We start from the raw sequence: 21,559 nt of genomic DNA, 5'->3' as shown, positions 1-21,559 counted from the left end.
GGTCCCGATTCAAGGCGTGCGGTGTTTGAAGTGGCGTGATTCTACCGGGCCATGCACCCCAGCAACATGAGCGATATTCATGCAAAACCTCTACATGCTCCAAAAGCCCGCAGGTTTGTTATGATTCACGCCCTCCGAAATGCCTGACCAGAGTAGTCCCATGTCCGACCGAAGCGTTCGTCTGCAAGCCCTTCACCACGCCCTCAAGGAACGTATCCTGATCCTGGACGGCGGCATGGGCACGATGATCCAGAGCTATAAGCTCGAGGAGCAGGACTACCGTGGCAAACGCTTCGCCGATTGGCCGAGCGACGTCAAGGGCAACAACGACCTGTTGGTGCTCACCCGCCCCGACGTGATTGGCGGCATCGAGAAGGCCTACCTGGATGCCGGCGCCGACATTCTGGAAACCAACACCTTCAACGCCACGCGCATCTCCATGGCCGACTACGGCATGGAAGAACTGGCCTATGAACTGAACGTGGAAGGCGCACGCCTGGCGCGCAAAGTGGCCGACGCCAAGACCCACGAAAACCCGGCCAAGCCGCGCTTCGTGGCCGGCGTGCTGGGCCCGACCAGCCGCACCTGCTCGCTGTCGCCAGACGTGAACAACCCCGGCTACCGCAACGTGACCTTCGATGAACTGGTGGAAAACTACACCGAGGCCACCCAAGGCCTGATCGAAGGCGGCGCCGACCTGATCCTGATCGAAACCATCTTCGACACCCTCAACGCCAAGGCCGCGATCTTCGCCGTGCAAGGCGTGTTCGAAACCCTGGGTATCGAGCTGCCGATCATGATTTCCGGCACCATCACCGACGCCTCCGGCCGTACCCTGTCGGGCCAGACCACCGAAGCGTTCTGGAACTCCGTGGCCCACGCCAAGCCGATCTCGGTGGGCTTGAACTGCGCCCTGGGCGCCAGCGAACTGCGCCCCTACCTGGAAGAGTTGTCGAACAAGGCCAACACCCATGTGTCGGCGCACCCCAACGCGGGCCTGCCCAACGAATTCGGCGAGTACGACGAACTGCCGTCAGAAACCGCCAAGGTCATCGAAGAGTTCGCCCAAAGCGGCTTTCTGAACATCGTCGGCGGTTGCTGCGGCACTACGCCTGGGCATATCGAAGCCATCGCCAAGGCCGTGGCCGGTTATGCACCGCGCCCGATCCCGGAGATTCCCAAGGCCTGCCGCCTGTCGGGCCTGGAGCCGTTCACCATCGACCGCAGTTCGTTGTTCGTCAACGTCGGCGAGCGCACCAACATTACCGGCTCGGCCAAGTTCGCAAGGCTGATCCGTGAAGACAACTACACCGAAGCCCTGGAAGTCGCCCTGCAGCAGGTGGAAGCCGGCGCCCAGGTGATCGACATCAACATGGACGAAGGCATGTTGGATTCGAAGAAGGCCATGGTGACCTTCCTCAATCTGATCGCCGGCGAGCCAGACATCTCCCGCGTGCCGATCATGATCGACTCCTCCAAGTGGGAAGTGATCGAAGCCGGCCTCAAGTGCATCCAGGGCAAGGGCATCGTCAACTCCATCAGCATGAAGGAAGGCGTGGAGCAGTTCATTCACCACGCCAAGCTGTGCAAGCGCTACGGCGCGGCGGTGGTGGTGATGGCCTTCGACGAAGCCGGCCAGGCCGACACCGAGGCGCGCAAGAAGGAAATCTGCAAACGCTCCTACGACATTCTGGTCAATGAAGTCGGCTTCCCACCGGAAGACATCATCTTCGACCCGAACATCTTCGCGGTCGCCACCGGTATCGAGGAGCACAACAACTACGCCGTCGACTTCATCAACGCCTGTGCCTATATCCGTGACGAGCTGCCGTATGCGCTGACCTCCGGTGGCGTGTCCAACGTATCGTTCTCGTTCCGTGGCAACAACCCGGTGCGCGAGGCAATCCACTCGGTGTTCCTGCTGCATGCGATCCGCGCGGGCCTGACCATGGGCATCGTCAACGCCGGCCAACTGGAGATCTACGACCAGATCCCGGCCGAGCTGCGTGACGCCGTGGAAGACGTGGTGCTCAACCGCACGCCGGACGGCACCGACGCCCTGCTGGCGATTGCCGACAAGTACAAGGGCGACGGCAGCGTCAAGGAAGCCGAAACCGAGGAATGGCGTGGCTGGGAGGTCAACAAGCGCCTGGAACATGCGCTGGTCAAGGGCATCACCACGCACATTGTCGAAGACACCGAAGAATCGCGCCTGTCGTTTGCGCGCCCGATCGAAGTGATCGAAGGCCCGCTGATGTCGGGCATGAACATCGTCGGCGACCTGTTTGGCGCCGGCAAAATGTTCCTGCCCCAGGTGGTGAAATCCGCCCGCGTGATGAAGCAGGCGGTGGCGCACTTGATCCCGTTCATCGAGTTGGAAAAAGGCGACAAGCCAGAAGCCAAGGGCAAGATCCTCATGGCCACGGTCAAGGGCGACGTGCATGACATCGGCAAGAACATCGTTGGCGTGGTGCTCGGTTGCAACGGCTATGACATCGTCGACCTGGGCGTAATGGTGCCGGCGGAGAAGATCCTGCAGGTGGCCAAGGAGCAGAAATGCGACATCATTGGCCTGTCCGGCCTGATCACGCCGTCCCTGGACGAAATGGTGCACGTGGCCCGCGAGATGCAGCGCCAGGACTTCCACCTGCCGCTGATGATCGGTGGGGCCACCACGTCCAAGGCGCACACGGCGGTGAAGATCGAGCCCAAATACAGCAATGACGCGGTGATCTACGTCACCGACGCCTCCCGCGCCGTGGGCGTGGCCACGCAGTTGCTGTCCAAGGAGCTGAAGGCCGGTTTCGTCGAGAAAACCCGCCTGGAATACATCGACGTGCGTGAGCGCACCTCCAACCGCAGCGCACGTACCGAGCGCTTGAGCTACGCCGCCGCCATCGCCAAGAAGCCGCAGTTTGACTGGAGCGACTACACGCCAGTGGTGCCGACCTTCACCGGCGCCAAGGTGCTGGACAATATCGACCTCAACGTGTTGGCCGAGTACATCGACTGGACACCGTTCTTTATCTCCTGGGACCTGGCCGGCAAATTCCCGCGCATCCTCACCGATGAAGTGGTGGGTGAAGCCGCCACCGCGCTGTACGAAGACGCCCGGGCCATGCTCAAGAAGCTGATCGACGAAAAACTCATCAGCGCCCGCGCCGTGTTCGGTTTCTGGCCGACCAACCAGGTGCAGGACGATGACCTGGAAGTCTACGGCGACGATGGCCAGCCGATTGCCCGGTTGCATCACCTGCGCCAGCAGATCATCAAGACCGACGGCAAGCCGAACTTCTCCCTGGCTGACTTCGTCGCGCCTAAAGACAGCGGCGTGACCGACTACATCGGTGGTTTTATCACCACCGCCGGCATCGGCGCCGAAGAAGTCGCCAAGGCCTACCAGGACGCGGGCGACGACTACAACTCGATCATGGTCAAGGCCCTGGCCGACCGCCTGGCCGAAGCCTGCGCCGAATGGCTGCACCAGCAGGTGCGTAAAGAGCATTGGGGTTACGCCAAGGACGAGCAACTGGACAACGAGGCGCTGATCAAAGAGCAATACAGCGGCATCCGCCCTGCCCCCGGCTACCCAGCGTGCCCGGACCACACCGAGAAGGCCCAGCTGTTCCAACTGCTCGACCCCGAGGCCCGCGAAATGCAGGCCGGGCGCAGCGGAGTGTTCCTTACCGAGCACTACGCGATGTTCCCGGCGGCGGCGGTCAGTGGCTGGTACTTCGCCCACCCCCAGGCGCAATACTTCGCCGTGGGCAAGGTCGACAAGGACCAGGTCACCAGCTACACCGCACGCAAAGGCCAGGACCTGGCCGTGACCGAGCGCTGGCTGGCGCCGAACCTGGGTTACGACAACTGACAGAGCGAGGCCGAACTCGGTCAAAATGTGGGAGCGGGCTTGCTCGCGAAAGCAGAGTGTCAGTCACTGATAAGTTGACTGAAGCACCGCATTCGCGAGCAAGCCCGCTCCCACATTAGTCCTCAGCGAATGCTGGCCAGGCGTTGTATCTCCATGCGCGACAACTGCATCAACTTCAGGTTACGCGCGGTCGCCCGCTCCACCTCCAGCTGATTCAGCGCTTCTTCGTAGCGGCGCAGGCTCTGGGCATCGGCGCGCTCAGCGTGCTCGTCCTCCAGTGCTTCGTACTTCTGCGCAAGCTCCTTGTTCAGCGCATCGAACTGTTCGGGGTAGCGCTCTTGCAGGTACCGAGCCCAATGATCCTGAGCGACCAGGTACTCGATGAACTCATCGGAGCCTTCCTGGGCGAGGATGCTGGCCTGGATCTGCGCGCGCCGCGTGCCCTCGATCGGACGGCCATAGGCCATGTACTCCGGTTGCCCCGGCAGTTCCAAACCGTCGGGCCAGCCACGGGTCAAGCCGATGCGATACCTCAAGCGCTCCTCGGCCCGGTCCAGGCCTGTGGCCGACGCTTCGGCCAGTTGATCGACCCGGTCGAGCCGGAACAACTGCCGCGATAAATCCAGCAGCGCTCGCCCTCGAAGATCAGGCCTTTGCAGCGGGATGCCGTGCAGGGCTCGGTACTCGAATACCCGCACCTCCATCTGACTGAAGGTGAGGATACGCCCGTCAATACAGGTGCCATGGGTTTCAGCCTCGACGAACAACAGGCTGCGCAACTCGGCGTTTGTGGTGGCGGCCTCGATCACATCCCACACGCGCTGCGTCAGGCTGGCGCGGTTGAAGTTGAACTCCGAAGTCAGGCGCAGGCTCGATATCAACCAGAAAAACCGGTCATGGTCAGGGGCGTGCGCCAGCAGCACCCACAGCGCCGTGCGCTGTGTTATCTGCCCAGGGTTGGAACCTTCCAGCCAGGGTTCCAGCGAGGCATTGGCCACCGTGCGCTGCAGCTCGGGCACCGCCTCCACGGGCTCGACGGCAGCGCCCGGATCGCCACCGGAATCGCCGTCCGAGTCATCGGAATCGGGGGCGGAACCGGAGTCCGAATCACTGTCGGAACCGGCGTCGAAGCGTTGGTGCCAGGCATCAAGCTCTACGCGGTGAAACCCCATCAACCTGGTCAGTTGGTGCATTTTGGCGTACTGGTACAGTTCCTCCCGGGTAGCAAGCGTCAAGGTGTGGTTGCCCGACAAGTCGGTACCCGCCACCAACGCATCATGGGCGCCACTGAGCAGGCCGGGCGGTAAGCTGGTTAACACATTGCCGCTCAGGTCCAAGCGGGTCAGCTGCGGGGCGGCCAACACCCCTTCAGGCCATGTCGACAGGCTGTTGTAGCTCAGGTCCAGCGTCTCAAGGCGACTGAACGCGCTGGCATCGAACGCCTCCAGGTCGTTGTGGCTCATGTCCAGCCAGCGCAAGCGTTCGGCGCCCGCCTGGGTGGGCAGAGCGGGTGCCTCTGTGAACAGGTTGGTGGCCAGTTCCAGCCGTTCAAGTTGCGTCATGCCTGCAACCGCATCAGGCAGTGCTGACAGTTGGTTACCGCTGAGTATCAGGCGGTTTGCCCGCGTGAAGGCGCCCAGAAATTCGTTACTGCCTTGGGCCGTCAGCCGGACGCCGGTTAAATCGAGCGTGCGGATATGGTCAAAGGCCAGGTTCAGCGCGGGCAGATCGCCGGTCCTCAGCGCCCTCAGGCTCAATGTGTCCCCCACCTGCCCGGTGCGTCCCGCCGTCACGCCTTGCTGCCAGGAAAAGCGGATAGACTCTGCCGCTCGCGTACGGGTGAACGCGACGGTGTCGCCATCGGCAATCCGTATTTCCCGACTGAATACCCAGCCATTCAAGGTTCGCGTGAGTGCCTCAAAGGTCCGCTGCCATTGACTGAGCAGCGTATCGAGTTGCGCGTCACTCATGCCGGATTGGCGCAACTGCTCGATCCTTGCTGCTCCTTGCTCATCGTTCAACATGGCATTCACTCGGCGCAAGCGCACGACGAAGCTGAGGGGGTACCCAGGGTCTTCAGGTAGCTCCCGCCAAGGCAATAAATACCGGGACAACGACGCAGCCGTCTCCGGGGGCGGAAATGGCCAGGGCTCTTGAGCCAGGGCAAAACGGCTCAATGCGCCTTCTGGCAGCCCCCTCTGCCGCTCGATGCGGTTACGCGCCGCCGTCAATGCTGCCTCACCTTGCGTACTCAGCGGGTTACCCGCCAGCTCAGTACGCAACAGCATATCCGCGTGGCTCAGGGCTCCTGGGGCCACACTCGTCAACGCGTTGTCACGTATGTCCAGGCAGGCTAACTGCGCAAGGTTTTCGGCACCGGTCGGCCATGCCTGCAACAGCGTTTCGCGCAGATTCAAGGCGGTCAGATTCGTCATCGCGCTGACATTCAAACGCCCCAGCCGGTTGTACTGCAGGTTCAACACCTGCAGATTCTTCATCCCATCAAATTGAGCCTGCACCGCTGGGGTCACCACGATATGGTTATCGGACAGGTTCAGGTGGGTCAGGGAAGGCAGCACGTCGGCGGCGACAGGCACGTCGCTGAGGTGGCTGTAGCGCAATTCCAGTTGCTCTACCCCGCCAAACGCGTGGACAAAGCCTTTGAGCTGGTCGGCGGGCACATCCTCGAGCCAGCTCAGCTTGAGCGTTTTCACATGGGAAAACGTACCGGCTGGCAACACCGGCAACTCGTCAATTTTATCGCTGCTCAACTCGGCAGCGGTAGGCAGGTCAAAGGCTGGCAGTTCGAACACCGAACCGTCAAACGTATCCACCTGCCCGCTGAGCTCATCGTCGAGCTTGACCCCGTAGCGCTTACGCACGGCCCAGCTCCAGCTTTTCTCAAGCGCCGTCAGGATGCGCGCGTTATACCCCGCCTCCCAGTGCGCTACGCGAAACTTGTGCCTGATGCCCAGCAGCGTGGACGGCTGATAAAACTGCTTGAAGATACCCAGGTGTTCTTCGCGCAGTGCCTGGAGCGCATTCATGCGTGTTTGCGGGGTCTTCCAGGTGCTCATGAGCGCGTTGGTCACTCGCTCGGCGACCGTCTTTTCGCCCATCAGCAACGTCAGTTCTCCCTGGGCGAAACCTCTGACCATTTCATCCAGATTCACCAGGTGCGGACCCGAGGTGCCGGCGTAATTCTTGACGTGTTCGTAGGCCGGCTTGAATGCTTCATAGCTCAATTGCGACCAGTCCAGCGACAACCCGCGCCACAGCCGCTCATACCCGGTGTAAAGGCTGTCCGGGAGTTTGAGGACTTTGGTTTGCGCCAGGTCCAGGCGCTCCAGCAGTGCCAGTTGCTGGACATAGGCCGGCCAGTGCAACGTCACATTGGGCGCAACGACTTTCAACGTTTTGAGCTGGTTCAGCGGCGTAAGGTCCAGGCTGTCGAGGCGTGCGCTCTGATAGCCAAAGTAGCCGATCTCCAAGCGCTCAAGGCCGGTCAATGTTGCCAGCCTGGCGGGAAACTGCTCCGCCAGCTCCGACGCCCTGAAGGTCAGCTTCAAGTGCTTGAGGCCTTCCAGGCGCACCAGCGAGAACGGCACGTTGGTCAACAACGGACGTGGCACGCGCTCAGCGCGCAAGCCTTGGGTGGCTTCGATGGACAGGCTTTCAAGCTTGGGAAAATAGCGCAAGAACTCGTCGATATTGCCGTCATGCAAGGCGGCACCACTGACGTTCAACTCGCGCACATGGGAAAAGTTCGCGGTCAGGGGCGGTAGCGGCGTATCCAGGTTCAGCGACAAGACCTCGGCACCGGCCACCTTGCCGGCCAGCACGGCCTGGCGCCAACTGCGCTTGAGGGCCTGGGCGGCCAACAGGTGGTAATGGCGCTCGGCGGGCGCTGCGCGACTGATCCAGTCATCCAGTGTTGCCTGCATCTGGCGGTTTTCTTCAAACAACGCCCTGAGTCGGTCCGCAATCGCCCGAACGTCGTTGCCCGCCTGCCGCAGCTCAAGGATAAAGTCATCGACTTGGGCGTCGGTCAAATCCGGGTAGATCCTGCGTACTTCGCGGATAACCGCTTGACGATGGTCCGGCGCGCGCCCACTGGCGTAATAGCCCTTAAGTACGCCGTTGATGCGCACAGGGGGTTTGAACCAGCGGGTCTTGGGTTCCAGCCACTCTACGGCTTGCATGCGATAGGCATCGGCCTGTTCGATGATTTTTGCCTGCAGCGCAGCGTGCTGGCTCACCTGCGGCACGCCCAGACTCTGGCGTGCATCATCAGGCAAGGCATGCATCAGCGAGGCGAAAAAATTATCGCCATGGCTGGGCAGGCTATTGAGGGCTTCACCGCGCTCATCGAAGGCTTGGTAGGCAGGCCCCTGTTTGACCAGGTACTTTTTCTCGCTCGCAGTCTCAGGCCCGATGCTGTCTAGCAACGCACCGTCGACACGGCCATCACGCACTTGCAGGCGTAGCGTCGACGGCCAGCCCGGCAATGTCTGCAAGGTATGCAGCGCCAGCCGGCGCGTGTCCGCCGTGGCAATGGCTTCGCGGCGCAAGCCGGCATAGGCACGTACCAGGCGCCCTTGGCGGGCGTACCAGCGTGCTTCCTCCAACATGTTCAAGGGCACGCGCGTTGCGCTGTCGAACGCTGCCAGCTCATCCGCCTGGGCGTGTTCGAGCACGGCGTGCGCCGCCGATTCACTGAGCCCGGGGCAATTGCGCTGCAGCCGGCGCACACGTGGGTCTACTGCTTCGGTGCCGGTGTAGATACTGTCAAAAATCGCCGGTTTGCGCTGGCGAGCATAGTCGGCCAGTTGCTTGCTGAATTCCAGCGTGCGCGCCTCGCTCACCCGCGCCGCCTCGGCGCCGAGCAGCTTCACGCGCTCGGACTCATCCAGAGCCTGCAGGATACGCTCGGGCAGTTCGCCGCCCAGGATATGCTCACGGCTGACCTTGATGGTCGCGCCAATGCGCGAACGCCCGGCGCCATATTTGACCGGTTTGGCCGTCAACGCCGGGCCGTCGATGACTTCCAGCGCGCGACCCTGGGGCCACCTCGGCATTTCCACAATCAAGGGCAGTGCATACAGGTACAGCTCATCAATGGGTTTGCTGCCCTCCAGTTGCTCGATCACGTCAGCGGCGGCGGTATCCGCCTTGAACAAGCGCATCGCTTCCAACAGCTCGGGCGGCGCGACCGTGCGCTCAACGTGCACTTTGCGCAGGGTGTTGTCGCTGACACCGCTGATATCCGCCAGCTTGAGCAATGCCTCGTCAGTAAAGCCTTCGGTGGCATGCCCGATACGCCGTAACAGCGTGAGGCGGTCCCATTCCAGCGGGCGCTCCAACGTGTGTTGCCAGGCCCCGTGGCCGTTATGCTCAAGGATCGGCTGGTAAGCCTGGGGATCGCTGGGGTGCTTGATCCGCCATTTGCGCAGCGACGTGTCGTACGTCTGCTCGTAAGCCTGGGCGCCGAGGCGGACATAGGTCTTGCCGTCTTTCACATACTGGCCCAGGGCATTGGGACTCAGCGTGTTCTCCAGCACCACCGGGCTGGCATAACGGTCCAGGCTGGCTCGCCACAGCCGGGTGCGACCATCGGGCAGCGTCACCTCATTGAGCGTTTCGATCACAGGCTCCGCCTTGGCTGCCCGCCAACTGACCGCAGCGCCCACGCCGGCCATAATCGCGATCTGCGCGAGGTTTTCGGCGACGTCCACCAAGTGCGCCTTGGCCGCTTGCAAGTCCCCTTCGCCCCACTCTACCGCGCCTTCCAGCGTCTCATAGAGCAACTGCCCAGCCATCACCCCCATCATCACCTCGCCGAGTACCGGCACGAACATCGAGGCGATGTTCAGCCCAAGCATGCCGATCTCAAGCAGGTGTGCGAGCTTGGCGTCACGCGCCTTGGCATCCACCTCAGCGGTGGGTACCGCGTGGGCGCGGGCGTCGGCGATCAACTGTTCACGATGTTGCTCATAGAAATACTTCCAGGGGTCGATGTTCGCCGCCCAGATGCCCTTGCCGGCTCGGGTGCGGGTAGACGGCGCAAGATAGGGGGCGTTGTTGGGTTCCAGTTTGGCAGGCGCTTGGGGTGGCAACTCCTTGATGCCCGTGATGAACTGCGGCGTGGTGAAGTCCAGGAGTTTCTTCCATGGCGAGCGCCAGATGTCCGTCGGGGAGTCGGCGGCCTTCTGGGTGAACTGGCTGAAGTAGTAAGCCCGCTTTGCATAGGGCACGAACCGGCTGAAGAATGCCTGGTACGGCGTCGGCGCAGGGTCGGCGCGCTTGTCGGCATCGCGCTCGGTAAACAGGCGCTTGAACTCTTTTTCCATTTGCGCCCAGGTATAGCGCTTGAGCGGATGCACCGGGTCCTGGGGGATGTAGATGATCAGCTCATTGGGGTAGGTGTATTTCTTGCAGATCAAGAACACCATGCAGCCGGTCATCCTGAGCTTCATCAGGCCCAGGGTCCTGAACCACACTTGCTTGTCGCCCATCCACGGGTGAATTTCACCCTCGATCACCGAGAGAATCATGCGCTGGTCGGCGGGCTGGATGTCTCCAGTCAACACGGCCTGCTCGGCGGCGGCCTTCAATGCAGCCTTCTGGCTGGCAATGAAGTGCTCACGCAGGGTGACGTGTGCAGCGCCCTCCTCAGGGTAAAAAAACGACTGCAGATACGCTTGGTATTTGGCGCCGATGTCCAGGCTGCGGCACAGGCTGAGGAACTGGCTGACCTTGAGGTTGAGCGTCACCGAATGGTAGGTGCCGGGGGTGCTGGTCGCCTCCATGAACCCCGAGGTCTTGTGGTACGCCCCTTCCTTGCACTCATAAGCTTCGAAGTTATGCAGGGCCGCCTCCAGCATCGACAGCTTCAGGAACTGGAAGTCCGACACCTCGACTTCGAGAATTCCCACCGCCAGCGGCCGGCGCAGGCACAGCAAGGTTTTATCGACGTCCACCTCCACCTGGTATTGGTCTTTCAACGCCTTGAGCAACAAGGGCCTGGCGAAGGCGTCGATGTCCTGGAAGCTGGCCATGGTTTTGTCCAGCTGGGTCTGTGCGGTAAAGCTCGCCAGGAAGCTGGCCGCCAATGCCTTGCGTTGCTCGGGCGAGGCTTTTTCGAGCCAGGCAGGCTGCGGCGTGGCGGCGTCCTTGAGCGCTTGCTTGCGCGCAGGTATGGCCTCGATCAGCCAGGAGGGGCTGGCGCGTTCGAGGAAGTCGCCGTGCAAGCTCTGCGTCGCGGCAGGCGAGGAAGGTTGGGTTACATCAGCCATCGGGTCACTCCTTTGATATGGAGTGCCAGAACACCATGCTGGCTGCCGCGCCAAGCGGTGCATATATGGCGCCCGGCGGCTCAAGCGCCGTCGGCGGTATCCCTATACCGTCTGTGCGGTGACGAAATTGGATTTGCTATGGCTGGCCCGCAGAACGGTGCCAACCACCCTCGAATTCAAACAGACAATGGATTTCGTCATGCCCAACCCCGCCCCGCCCCCTCCAACCGTTTTTGAGCAACTGCCTGCCCAGGCGGTCCACACCCGTTTCGCATCGCGTCCAGCCTTGTACTCGGTGGTATTCAACGCCCTGCGCAGGGGGATTCTGGAGCACTATCCAACGCTGCAACTGGATCTGCGCTCGGTCAAGCTCGCCACCCCCCATGCCGAGGGGCACTACACCTACCCCTCGTTGATGGAGTTTGCGATCGCGCATGTGCTGAAACCACAGTTGATGGACCTGCATCCGCAGCGCGAGCTGCCGTACTACCTGACCCAGCAGCCCCCCAAGATACTCAAGCCACGGGCGCCGGCCCTCATCGACATGCAGGTCATCGCGCGCCTCCTCGATGAGCTGCCCGAGTCGCTGTACCTGCACTGGCAGCACGACCTGGCGGACTACTGGAGCAGCGTCGACAGCCATGGCCGCAGTCGCTGGCAATGGCTGAGCGACTTTCTCCACGGTCAGATGACCGCCACCGCCGCACGCTCATCACATCTGGACGAAACCCAGCGCGACATGCTGGCGGTCGTCGCTGCCTGGCCGGTGTTGGCAGAGCGCCTGCCGCGCTCCACGCCCGCCACCTATGTGTACTTCATCGAAAACACCTTCAACCGCGCCGGCCAAGAAGCGCTTCTGCTGACACCCGATCTGCTGTTGGTGCGCGATAAGCAGGTGCTGCTGTACAGCCTGGCCGGGCACATCGAGACCTTCGATTGCATCGATGCGTTCAGCCAATCCTGGGCGACGCGGATGCAAGCGCGCTTTACGTTCGACAGCATGACCTGGCGACGCAACGAACCGAACGGCAATGTATTCGACCAACAAGCGGGCCTGATCCTCAACCAGCAGCTGCAAGACCTCGCAACGCTGACGTTCCAGGGGCAAGACGAAATAACCCTGGGCCGGCGCCTGGAAACCCTCACCGACCCGGCGATTTTCTTTACCCCCGTGCCCGTCCCCCCCGCTCCATTTCTTCACCAGCTGAGCGCCCAATTGCCGGGTTGGCTCAGCCAGGCCGACAACGCTGACCGTTTTGCCTACCATCGCCACCTGCAGGACATGGCACTGGTGCTGCAACAGAGCGAGGGGCAATCCTTCAACCAGGGCATCGAAGACTTGCACAGCTTCAGCCGCGCCGCCTTGCGCAAACAGATGCAAGCTGATCATGGCGACTACGACCCCGACGACGTGATGCTGGACTTCACGATCGGTGCCGGCTACCCAGGCGGCGCCGGTATTGTCGAGCATGTGCGCCTGTCACTGACCGAGCTGGCGGTAAAGAACCTGGCCGGCAAGCCCAGCGGCACGCTGGAACTACTGGCCAAGGGCGCCCAGGCCTTGCCGTCCTGGCTGACAGAGGACTATGTGCTGGGGGCCTCGGGATTGATCCAGCGCGTGGATATCGGCACGGCCTATCCGCAGAACATCAAGGACACGCTGTTGTCCGACACCGCCGATGCGCGCCGGCGAGAAGCGCTGTTTACCCGCGCGCTGAAGGTCAGGTTGCCGATGCAGGCGCTCGAACTCAAGATCCGTCGACAGCACGGCGTCAGCATCGCGGGTTATCGCTACGTAAAGGCGTTGATGGGTGAAAGTCCGTTGGAACGTTTCGTTGACGGCCAGGAGATCGTCCTGCGCCCTCTGGCTCTGTGCCGCAAGCCCGGGGCCTCACCCGATGAAGTCAGCAATGCGTTTATCATCGAACCGCGCGATGCCAACATTGGCCCGCACCTGCTGTACCAACCGCTGTACGCCGATGCGCTGCATGAGTACCCGACCCGCCAGGCGCTGCTGGATGCCCTCGCCAGCCCCGGCGCCTTGCAAGACAGCGTATTGACTTGGCTGAGCGACAAGGCGCGTCCGATCTACGATCACGGCGGTATCCGCGAACCCCACCTGATTCGCTTCCTGCCTGGCGACGAGCTCAGCGTGCTTGAAAAACCCGAGCCCGCTACCCTGGCGGTCGATGAGGGCGCGGGTGAATGGCTGCAATCGCAGGTCAACGGGCAACTGCTCAACCATCTGTTCGGCAGCACAGCGCGAGCGCTGGTGGACTTGGCGGACCGCGAGTCAGTGTCCAACAGTGAAAGCCGCTGGGCCCTTGTGATGGAAGGCGCCTGGTTGCTGTTCAATAGCCTGCTACTGCCGCTGGTGCGAGGGCCGGCGATGCTGGCGGGTTGGTTGATGGTACTGGTCGGTAGCCTGGCGCAGGACCTGGCGGGCCTGGACAGCGATGACCCAACCACCCGTGAGGTGGCATTGATCGATCTACTGCTCAACACCGCGATGGTGCTGTTGCACGCTGCGTCGCCCTCGGCGCGGCCGTTGGCAGAACCTGGCGCACAAGACCACGCCCTGCATCTGCAAACCTGGCGCCGCCCGGTCGGCCTGCCACGCGTTCAGAGCACCGCGGTGGTGCGTCATGGCCCGGTCGCGCTCCCCGGCGAGCCACCGGCCAGCGGCCATACCGCCCTGGACTTCGGTCGTTCGCTCGCCAGCCCCATGGCCAGCGCAACGTTACTCAAGGCGCTGGTCGAGGTGCATGTGCCCTGGCCCGCCATCTTACCCGCTGCGCAGCCAAGCGGTGCGTTGAAAGGGCTTTACCGCATCGACGGAGCCTGGCACGCCAGCGTCGGCGGGATGTTGTTTCAGGTGAGTGTGGTGCCGGGGTTTGGCGAGGTTTACCTGGTCCATCCGCAGCTCCCACAGCGTCCGGGCTTCAGGTTGACCAGCGATGGCCAGGGGCATTGGCGGCTGGACCGACGAGCCAGGTTGAAGGGAGGGATGCCCAGAGAAAGTCTCAATAAATGGCTGTCTGCACGTGAGCAACGAATACAGTCGTTAACGCAAGAATTCGCCGCGCTCCTCGTGGAAATGAACGCGTCAGTGACCGTTACCACCGGGTTTGAATCGGCCTTGAATACCGCCCGCGCCAATCTGGTCGACCAGGCAAAGCGCCTGAGGGATGACTGGCTACTGCTCGGCACCTCAACCGGCATCCCGCAACTGCACCTCAGGGTAACCCAACGGCATGCGGCCAGGCGCGTCAGTACGGCGCACGCCAGGGCCCAATGGGAAACGGCACTCGATAACTACCAGCAAAACGGCCGGGCATTGATCCCCTTGATGCAGCGAATCGAAGCCAAGGCCGATGAACTGATGCAAACCGATCGCACCAACCCCGCACACAAACCCGCACGAGATAAAGCCACAAGAATCATCTATAGCTACTGGAGTTCGGTCTTTGAATGCCTGGCGCAAAAAATGGCCGACACCCTGGCAAGCGACACCGGCGAAAACGCCAGCGAACTCGGTGAGCGCGCCAATCGTGAACTTGCTGAAAACATCACCCATGCCTACGACGAGTACATTGACACTAAAAAGCAGCAAGTAGAGGCGCTCAATCAAATGATTGAACCGGCTGAACACATCGAAACCCTTCTCAAGCAGGCTGATCCTGGGCAGCGCCGGCTGTTGCTGGAGCATAATCCTTCCGATCAACACATCTCTTCAGTGGCCATCAAGCAACATGTCATGCTGGTGTTCACCGATCTGGTGTTCAATCGCACCCATCGCCCTGTGAGGGTGATGGAGTTTCCTTTCATCCGTGTACTCACTGACGCCCAAATCGCCAGCCTCGTGCTTGCACATACCGAGATGCGCACTACCGCAGGCTATTCGACGGCGGAACAAATCGCTGTGCTCAAAGGCGTCCTAGAGCGCTATGAGCAGTTGGAGAACGCGGTCACCTCGTTGCACGACATGCGCTCCGGCTTTGTAAGGGAGGGTTACCGTGTTTCGTACTTGGCACATCTGAACGAGGCACGTTCGAGCCTGGAGGCGCAACTGGCCAACTTGATCCTGGCGCAAGAAAAGATTGCCCCGCAACCTGCGCTCGACAAAGCCAAACGCCAAAAAGCCGCAACCCGACGGGTTATCAAAACCGCAGACAAGAAAAGCCTGGTGGGTGACGTGCGTGCGCAACAGCCCGATGAACCGGGCAATTATGTCGATATCACGGACCCGCTCACCAACACAATCATTGCCTCTTACCACGAACATGCCAGCGAAGGCGTGTGGAAAATCGTCGAGCCCGCCAGCGTGCCGACTAAAACGCCCGCGCCTGTGGTTCGATCCTTGAAAAGAATTAGGGCGCACGCACAAGCCATCAAAGACGAGCGGCAAGGTATTGATGAACGTATTCGCTACCAGCAACGAAAACTGCGCGACCCTGAGCAGCGGGAGGTCGTGAACCCCTATGATTGGGACGTGATGCTGAGTCAGCATGCGGCAAAATTCAAAGCGCTTGCCGAGGAGCTCAAAAACGCGACTGACGAAAGCGCCATTGCCCTGCGTAAAAGTTACGATGACGAGGCAATAGCGGCCACTGAACAGGCTCGTCAACGCTGCGCAGAAGGCTACCTGTTACAGCGCCCCAAAGCCGCCAAAATCGACTATCTGTGGACCCACGGTTTTGTCGACATCAACCTGGTCAAAAAACGTGTGCCATTGAAGGCCGGTGACTACCTGACCGAATATGCCATACGTGACAAACGTAAAATCAAGGCCGGAATGAGGCAGGAAGACGCGGACCTGTGGTACGCGCATTTTCACTACTCCTCCGTCGAACAGCCCGTTTCAAAGCCTGATTTCGGGCACTTGAAGACCCCAGCGGAACGTCTATTCACGCGCAAGGAACTGATGGAGCAAGCCAGAGCCAATAACCGCTCTGTGATCAATCTGGAGAAAGCGTTGGTAGAGGCGCCGCTGGATCAGAAACTGTTCCTTGGCCTGGAAGTGTGAACGGTGCGAGGCACGTTCCGATAGGGTTGAACTATTCTCTGTAGGATGACCCGGCTCGCGAGGCAAGCATGGACGACCCAATCGACAATAAACCGCCGACCTTCTGGCAAATGCTGCACAGCGTCATGGCCGCAGCCTTTGGCGTGCAGAGCGGCAAGAACCGTGCGCGTGACTTCACCCACGGCAAGCCCAGCCACTTTGTGCTGCTGGGCATCCTGTTCACGGCGGTGTTTGCCTTGACCCTGTTTGGCATCGTCAAGCTGGTGCTGCACTTGGCCGGGGTTTAACGCAACAGCAGTTGCAGGCTGAACGGGTAACGATAGGACGCAGGCTTGCCCACCGCTGATAATGCGCGGAAATTCACTGATGGCAGGGGGCCCGATAGCCGGCGTGCCTGGGCGGCGTCGATCAACTGAAACAACGCTTGCTGGCGGTTGCGACCGCCACGGGCGCCGATATCGACCCCCTTGGCCTCATCATGAATCAACACCATGGCCCAACCGCCCAGGGTGAAATGCCCCGCCACCAGGGTACTCAGGCGCCCATCAAGGCGTGCTGCGAGGATCTGCGGTGAGCTGTTGGCGGCACTGAACAACACGTCTTTGCCTGGTACGCGGCCACTGTCTTGCAAGGCCTGCATAGCACCCAGCGCCATTTCGTCGTTGGCCGACCAGACCAGTGCGGTTTGCGGGTAGCGCTTGAACAGTTGGCTGGCCTGCTCGAATGCGCGTTGGCGGCTCCACTCACCATAGACCAACTGGCGCAGTCGCACTTCGGGGTGTTCGGCCAGGGCACGCTGCAAGCCCTGCACGCGTAACTGCGCGACCGGCGTGGTCTTGACGCCGGAAAACGCCAGCAGGTCAAGGGTCGTTCCCGGGGCGACCGGGCCGTGCTGGCGCAACAAGTCGGTGAGCATCAGGTAGCCCGCCTGCTCGTCGTCGGCAACCATCGTGCCGATCAAGCCGGTATCGTTGTAGGCGTCCAGTAGCTGCACCTGGTCGGGCGTCAGCGCGTTGCTGACGATCAGTAACTTCACCCCGCTGCCCTGGGCCATGCGCATGATCTGCGGGGCGACGTACTGTTCATTGACCAGCACCAGGTAATCGGGCCGTTCAGTGCCCAGCAGTGCCTCCCGCGCATGGGCCAGGGTGACCTGGTTGTCACGCTCGGAATAGCGCACACGCAAATCCAGGCCGAGGTCCTTGGCGCCGGCCTGCATGAATTGCGCATAACTGACCCAGAAGGTTTCCGAAGACAAGCCAGGGTTGAGAAACACCACCGACGCAGCCTGGGCGATTGCCCCGTACGCCGACCCCAGCAACCACACACACGCCATCAGAACCTTCAACATGGTTGCCTGAACCTTGAACATAGATCGCCATGATAGTGGCAATTAGACATTCAATCGAGGCTCAATCCACGTGCTGCTTTTACTGGTGGCTGACCCAGAACACCGCGGTTCCGACCACCAGGATAATCAGGAACAAGATTGCCCAGGCGTCCACGGTACTGTCGGGTTTGCGGGCTTTGGTGGAATTACTCATCGCATCGCCTCTTGTCGGTTTTATAGGTGACTGCACTCAGACTCGATCACAGTAAAGACCACACTTGTCCCTATGACAAATGTGGGTATGACGATAACGGTTCTCATTAGTCAGTTTGGTTATTTACATATACCCAAACATCACTTTTGCGCATATACGCAAACTGTTATCGTGCGCCGGCTCCGTTGGGAGTGCGCGGCCGTGCGCGCAGATTTGCCGAGAACAGGACCTATATGTACGTATACGACGAATACGATCAGCGCATCATCGAGGACCGCGTCAAGCAGTTCCGTGATCAGACCCGACGCTACTTAGCAGGTGAACTGAGCGAAGAAGAGTTCCGCCCTCTGCGCCTGCAAAATGGCCTTTATGTGCAGCGCTTTGCGCCGATGCTGCGGGTGGCCGTGCCCTATGGCCAACTGACGTCGCGCCAGACGCGCATGATGGCCAAGATTGCCCGCGACTTCGACAAAGGCTATGCCCACATCAGCACCCGCCAGAACGTGCAGTTCAACTGGCCGGCCCTGGAAGATGTGCCGGATATCCTGGCTGAACTGGCCACTGTGCAGATGCACGCCATTCAGACCAGCGGTAACTGCCTGCGCAACGTGACCACCGACCAATTTGCCGGCGTCGCCGCCGATGAGCTGATCGACCCACGGCCATGGTGCGAGATCGTGCGCCAGTGGACCACCTTCCACCCCGAATTCGCCTACCTGCCGCGCAAGTTCAAGATCGCCATCAATGGCTCGACCTCGGACCGTGCGGCCATCGAAGTGCACGACATCGGCCTGGAGCCGGTGTACAACGCCGCCGGTGAGCTGGGCTTTCGTGTATTGGTCGGCGGTGGCCTGGGCCGTACCCCGGTGGTCGGCGCGTTCATCAACGAGTTCCTGCCGTGGCAGGACCTGTTGAGCTACCTCGACGCCATCCTGCGGGTCTACAACCGTTACGGCCGTCGCGACAACAAGTACAAGGCCCGGATCAAGATCCTGGTCAAGGCGCTGACCCCTGAGGTGTTTGCCCAGAAAGTCGATGCCGAAATGGAACACCTGCGCGGCGGCCAGACCACCCTGACCGAAGCCGAAGTACACCGCGTCGCCAAGCATTTCGTCGACCCTGAGTACAAGGCCCTGAGCAATCAGGACGCCGAGCTGGCCGCACTCGACCAGCAACACCCAGGCTTCGCCCGCTGGCGCACCCGCAACACCCTGGCCCACAAAAAGCCCGGCTACGTGGCAGTAACCCTGTCGCTCAAGCCCACCGGCGTAGCGCCAGGCGACATCACCGACAAGCAACTGGACGCGGTCGCCGACCTGGCCGAGCGTTACAGCTTCGGCCAACTGCGCACCTCCCACGAGCAGAACATCATCCTCGCGGACGTTGAGCAGAGCCAACTGTTCACCCTGTGGGGCGAGCTGCGCGAAGGCGGGTTTGCCACGCCGAACATCGGCCTTTTGACCGACATCATCTGCTGCCCGGGCGGCGATTTCTGCTCCCTGGCCAACGCCAAGTCAATCCCGATTGCCGAGTCGATCCAGCGCCGTTTCGACGACCTGGACTACCTGTTCGACATCGGCGAGCTGGACCTGAACATCTCCGGATGCATGAACGCCTGTGGTCACCACCACGTCGGCCACATCGGCATCCTGGGCGTGGACAAAAAAGGCGAAGAATTCTACCAAGTGTCCCTGGGTGGCAGCGCCAGCCGCGATGCGAGCCTGGGCAAGATCCTCGGCCCATCCTTCGCCCAGGAAGCCATGCCGGAGGTGATCGGCAAGCTGATCGACGTATACATCGAACAGCGTACCGAAGATGAGCGTTTCATCGACACCTACCAGCGCATCGGCATCGACCTGTTCAAGGAGCGCGTCTATGCAGCGAATCATTAAGAACAACGCAGTCGTCGACGAAACCTGGCACTTGCTGCCCAAGGACGCGAGCTTCGACGGCATTTCCAACTGCGACGACCTGATCGTGCCGCTGGCCCTGTGGCGCGAGCACGGCCACGCCCTCAAGGCCCGCGACGGCGGTTTGGGTGTGTGGTTGGACGCCGATGAAGAAGCCGAAGAAATCGGTGATGACGTGCAGCACTTCCAGGTCATCGCCCTGAACTTCCCGGCCTTCACCGACGGGCGCAACTACTCCAACGCCCGCCTGCTGCGTGACCGTTATGGTTACAAGGGTGAGCTGCGTGCCATTGGCGATGTGCTGCGTGACCAGCTGTTCTACCTGCGCCGCTGCGGGTTCGATGCCTTCGCCTTGCGCGCGGACAAAGACCCGTATGAAGCGCTGGAAAGTCTCAAGGATTTCTCGGTGACCTATCAAGCGGCCACCGATGAACCCCTGCCACTGTTCCGCCGCCGCTGACACCCTGTCCCTGTAGGAGCGAGCTTGCTCGCGAAAAACCTGAACGATAACGCTGACATCCTGAATGAGCGCGTTGTCCTCGCGTTCTTCGCGAGCAAGCTCGCTCCTACAGTTCTGCCCGTCAATCCTTCGTGATCGACTCCCGCTTGACATTAAAGTTAACTTTAAGCTTAGCCTGAGGCCTCCCCTGCTCAGGAGTTAACCCATGTCACCCTTCACCCCCCTGCAACTGCCTAACGGCCAAGTCATCGCCAACCGCATCGCCAAGGCCGCGATGGAAGAGAACATGGCGGACCTGCATCAGGCGCCGTCCCAAGCATTGAAGCAGTTGTACAAGACCTGGGCCGACGGCGAGCCCGGCTTGCTGCTCACCGGTAACGTGATGATCGACCGCCGCGCCATGACCGGCCCTGGCGGTGTCGCGCTGGAAAACGATCAACACCTGGCCAGTTTTCGTGAATGGGCCGACGTAGCCCGGGCCAAGGGTGTGCACTTCTGGGTACAGCTCAGCCATCCGGGCCGCCAGACCATGGCCAACCTGGGCCAGCAAGCGTTGGCACCGTCCGCCATCGCGCTGGATATGGGCGGTTTTTCCAAGATGTTCGCCAAACCCAAGGCCATGACCGAAGACGACATCCAGGACGTCATCAAACGCTTCGCCACCAGCGCCCGCCTGGCCGAGCAAGCCGGGTTCACCGGGGTGCAGATCCACGGCGCCCATGGGTATTTGTTGAGCCAGTTCCTCTCACCCTTGAGCAACCATCGCACCGACCATTGGGGCGGCTCGTTGGAAAACCGTGCCCGCCTGCTGCTGGAGGTCGTCCGTGCCGTACGGGCCAGCGTCAGCCCTTCATTTTGTGTGTCGGTAAAGCTCAACTCGGCAGACTTCCAGCGTGGCGGCTTCGATGAGACCGATGCGCGCGCTGTAGTGGAGATGCTCAATACCCTGCCGGTCGATTTGCTGGAATTGTCCGGCGGCAGCTACGAAGCGCCGGCCATGCAAGGCGAAGCCCGGGACGGGCGCACCCTGTCCCGTGAAGCGTACTTTCTGGATTTCGCCAGGGAAATGGCAACTGTCGCCAACATGCCGCTGATGGTGACCGGGGGTATTCGCCGTTTACCGGTGGTCCAGCAGGTACTGGACAGCGGCATCGCCATGGCCGGCATCGCCACCGCCCTGACCCTGGAGCCGCAGTTGCTCAAGCAGTGGCGTGAAGGTCGCGACCTCAACCCACAACTGCGGCCCATGGAATGGAAACGCAAACCCCTGGCCGCCCTCGCCACCCTCGCCGTGGTGCGCAACCAGATGCGCCGCCTGAGCCGCGGCCGCCTGCCCAACCCCAACGTCGCGCCCTGGCTGGCACTGGTGTGTGACCAGTGGTTTATAGCCCGGCGTACGCGGCAGTATCGCGCAAGCATGAAGTCTTAGGCTGCGAACGAAATCTTGCGCTGC

At 61.3% G+C, this 21,559-nt stretch carries 8 protein-coding genes; 6 read left to right on the top strand and 2 right to left on the bottom strand.

The window, feature by feature from the left end:
• The first annotated feature begins 160 nt into the window (after positions 1-160).
• Entirely contained in the window at positions 161-3,871 is a 3,711-nt protein-coding gene (gene metH, locus ACWHXD_RS12495) for a methionine synthase (protein ID WP_138763543.1), read from the top strand.
• 122 nt (positions 3,872-3,993) lie between these two features.
• Here metH and ACWHXD_RS12490 read toward each other — a convergent pair whose 3' ends face one another.
• Positions 3,994-11,166, bottom strand: a complete 7,173-nt coding sequence (locus ACWHXD_RS12490) for an NEL-type E3 ubiquitin ligase domain-containing protein (protein ID WP_499084056.1) — start codon at positions 11,164-11,166, stop codon at positions 3,994-3,996.
• A 199-nt stretch (positions 11,167-11,365) separates the two neighbouring features.
• Here ACWHXD_RS12490 and ACWHXD_RS12485 point away from each other — a divergent pair, with 199 nt between their 5' ends.
• Positions 11,366-16,192 carry a dermonecrotic toxin domain-containing protein gene (locus tag ACWHXD_RS12485; protein WP_499084055.1) on the top strand — a complete coding sequence of 1,609 codons (4,827 nt, stop codon included), beginning with the start codon at positions 11,366-11,368 and terminating at the stop codon, positions 16,190-16,192.
• A 68-nt stretch (positions 16,193-16,260) separates the two neighbouring features.
• Positions 16,261-16,479, top strand: a complete 219-nt coding sequence (locus ACWHXD_RS12480) for a DUF2970 domain-containing protein (RefSeq protein ID WP_032892193.1) — start codon at positions 16,261-16,263, stop codon at positions 16,477-16,479.
• On the opposite strand, the gene ACWHXD_RS12475 is transcribed toward ACWHXD_RS12480, so the two are convergent.
• Positions 16,476-17,543 carry an ABC transporter substrate-binding protein gene (locus ACWHXD_RS12475; RefSeq protein ID WP_032897471.1) on the bottom strand — a complete coding sequence of 356 codons (1,068 nt, stop codon included), beginning with the start codon at positions 17,541-17,543 and terminating at the stop codon, positions 16,476-16,478. The genes ACWHXD_RS12480 and ACWHXD_RS12475 overlap by 4 nt on opposite strands.
• 426 nt (positions 17,544-17,969) lie before the next feature.
• Between ACWHXD_RS12475 and ACWHXD_RS12470 the strand changes: the two genes are divergently transcribed.
• The 3 genes from ACWHXD_RS12470 (at position 17,970) to ACWHXD_RS12460 (ending at position 21,535) form a co-directional block, all read left to right on the top strand.
• On the top strand, positions 17,970-19,628 hold the full coding sequence (locus tag ACWHXD_RS12470; protein ID WP_003190712.1) for a nitrite/sulfite reductase: 1,659 nt from the start codon (positions 17,970-17,972) through the stop codon (positions 19,626-19,628).
• Positions 19,612-20,106 (top strand): DUF934 domain-containing protein, encoded by a 495-nt coding sequence (locus tag ACWHXD_RS12465; RefSeq protein ID WP_044273390.1) that lies wholly within the window; start codon positions 19,612-19,614, stop codon positions 20,104-20,106. Before ACWHXD_RS12470 ends, ACWHXD_RS12465 begins: the two co-directional genes overlap by 17 nt.
• Positions 20,107-20,311: 205 nt before the next feature.
• Positions 20,312-21,535 carry an NADH:flavin oxidoreductase/NADH oxidase family protein gene (locus tag ACWHXD_RS12460; protein WP_138763613.1) on the top strand — a complete coding sequence of 408 codons (1,224 nt, stop codon included), beginning with the start codon at positions 20,312-20,314 and terminating at the stop codon, positions 21,533-21,535.
• Positions 21,536-21,559: the final 24 nt, after the last annotated feature.

It is taken from the genome of Pseudomonas fjordensis, from assembly GCF_976987115.1.
Note: the sequence above shows the minus strand (reverse complement) of the source record. Positions and strands in the feature narration are given on the sequence as shown.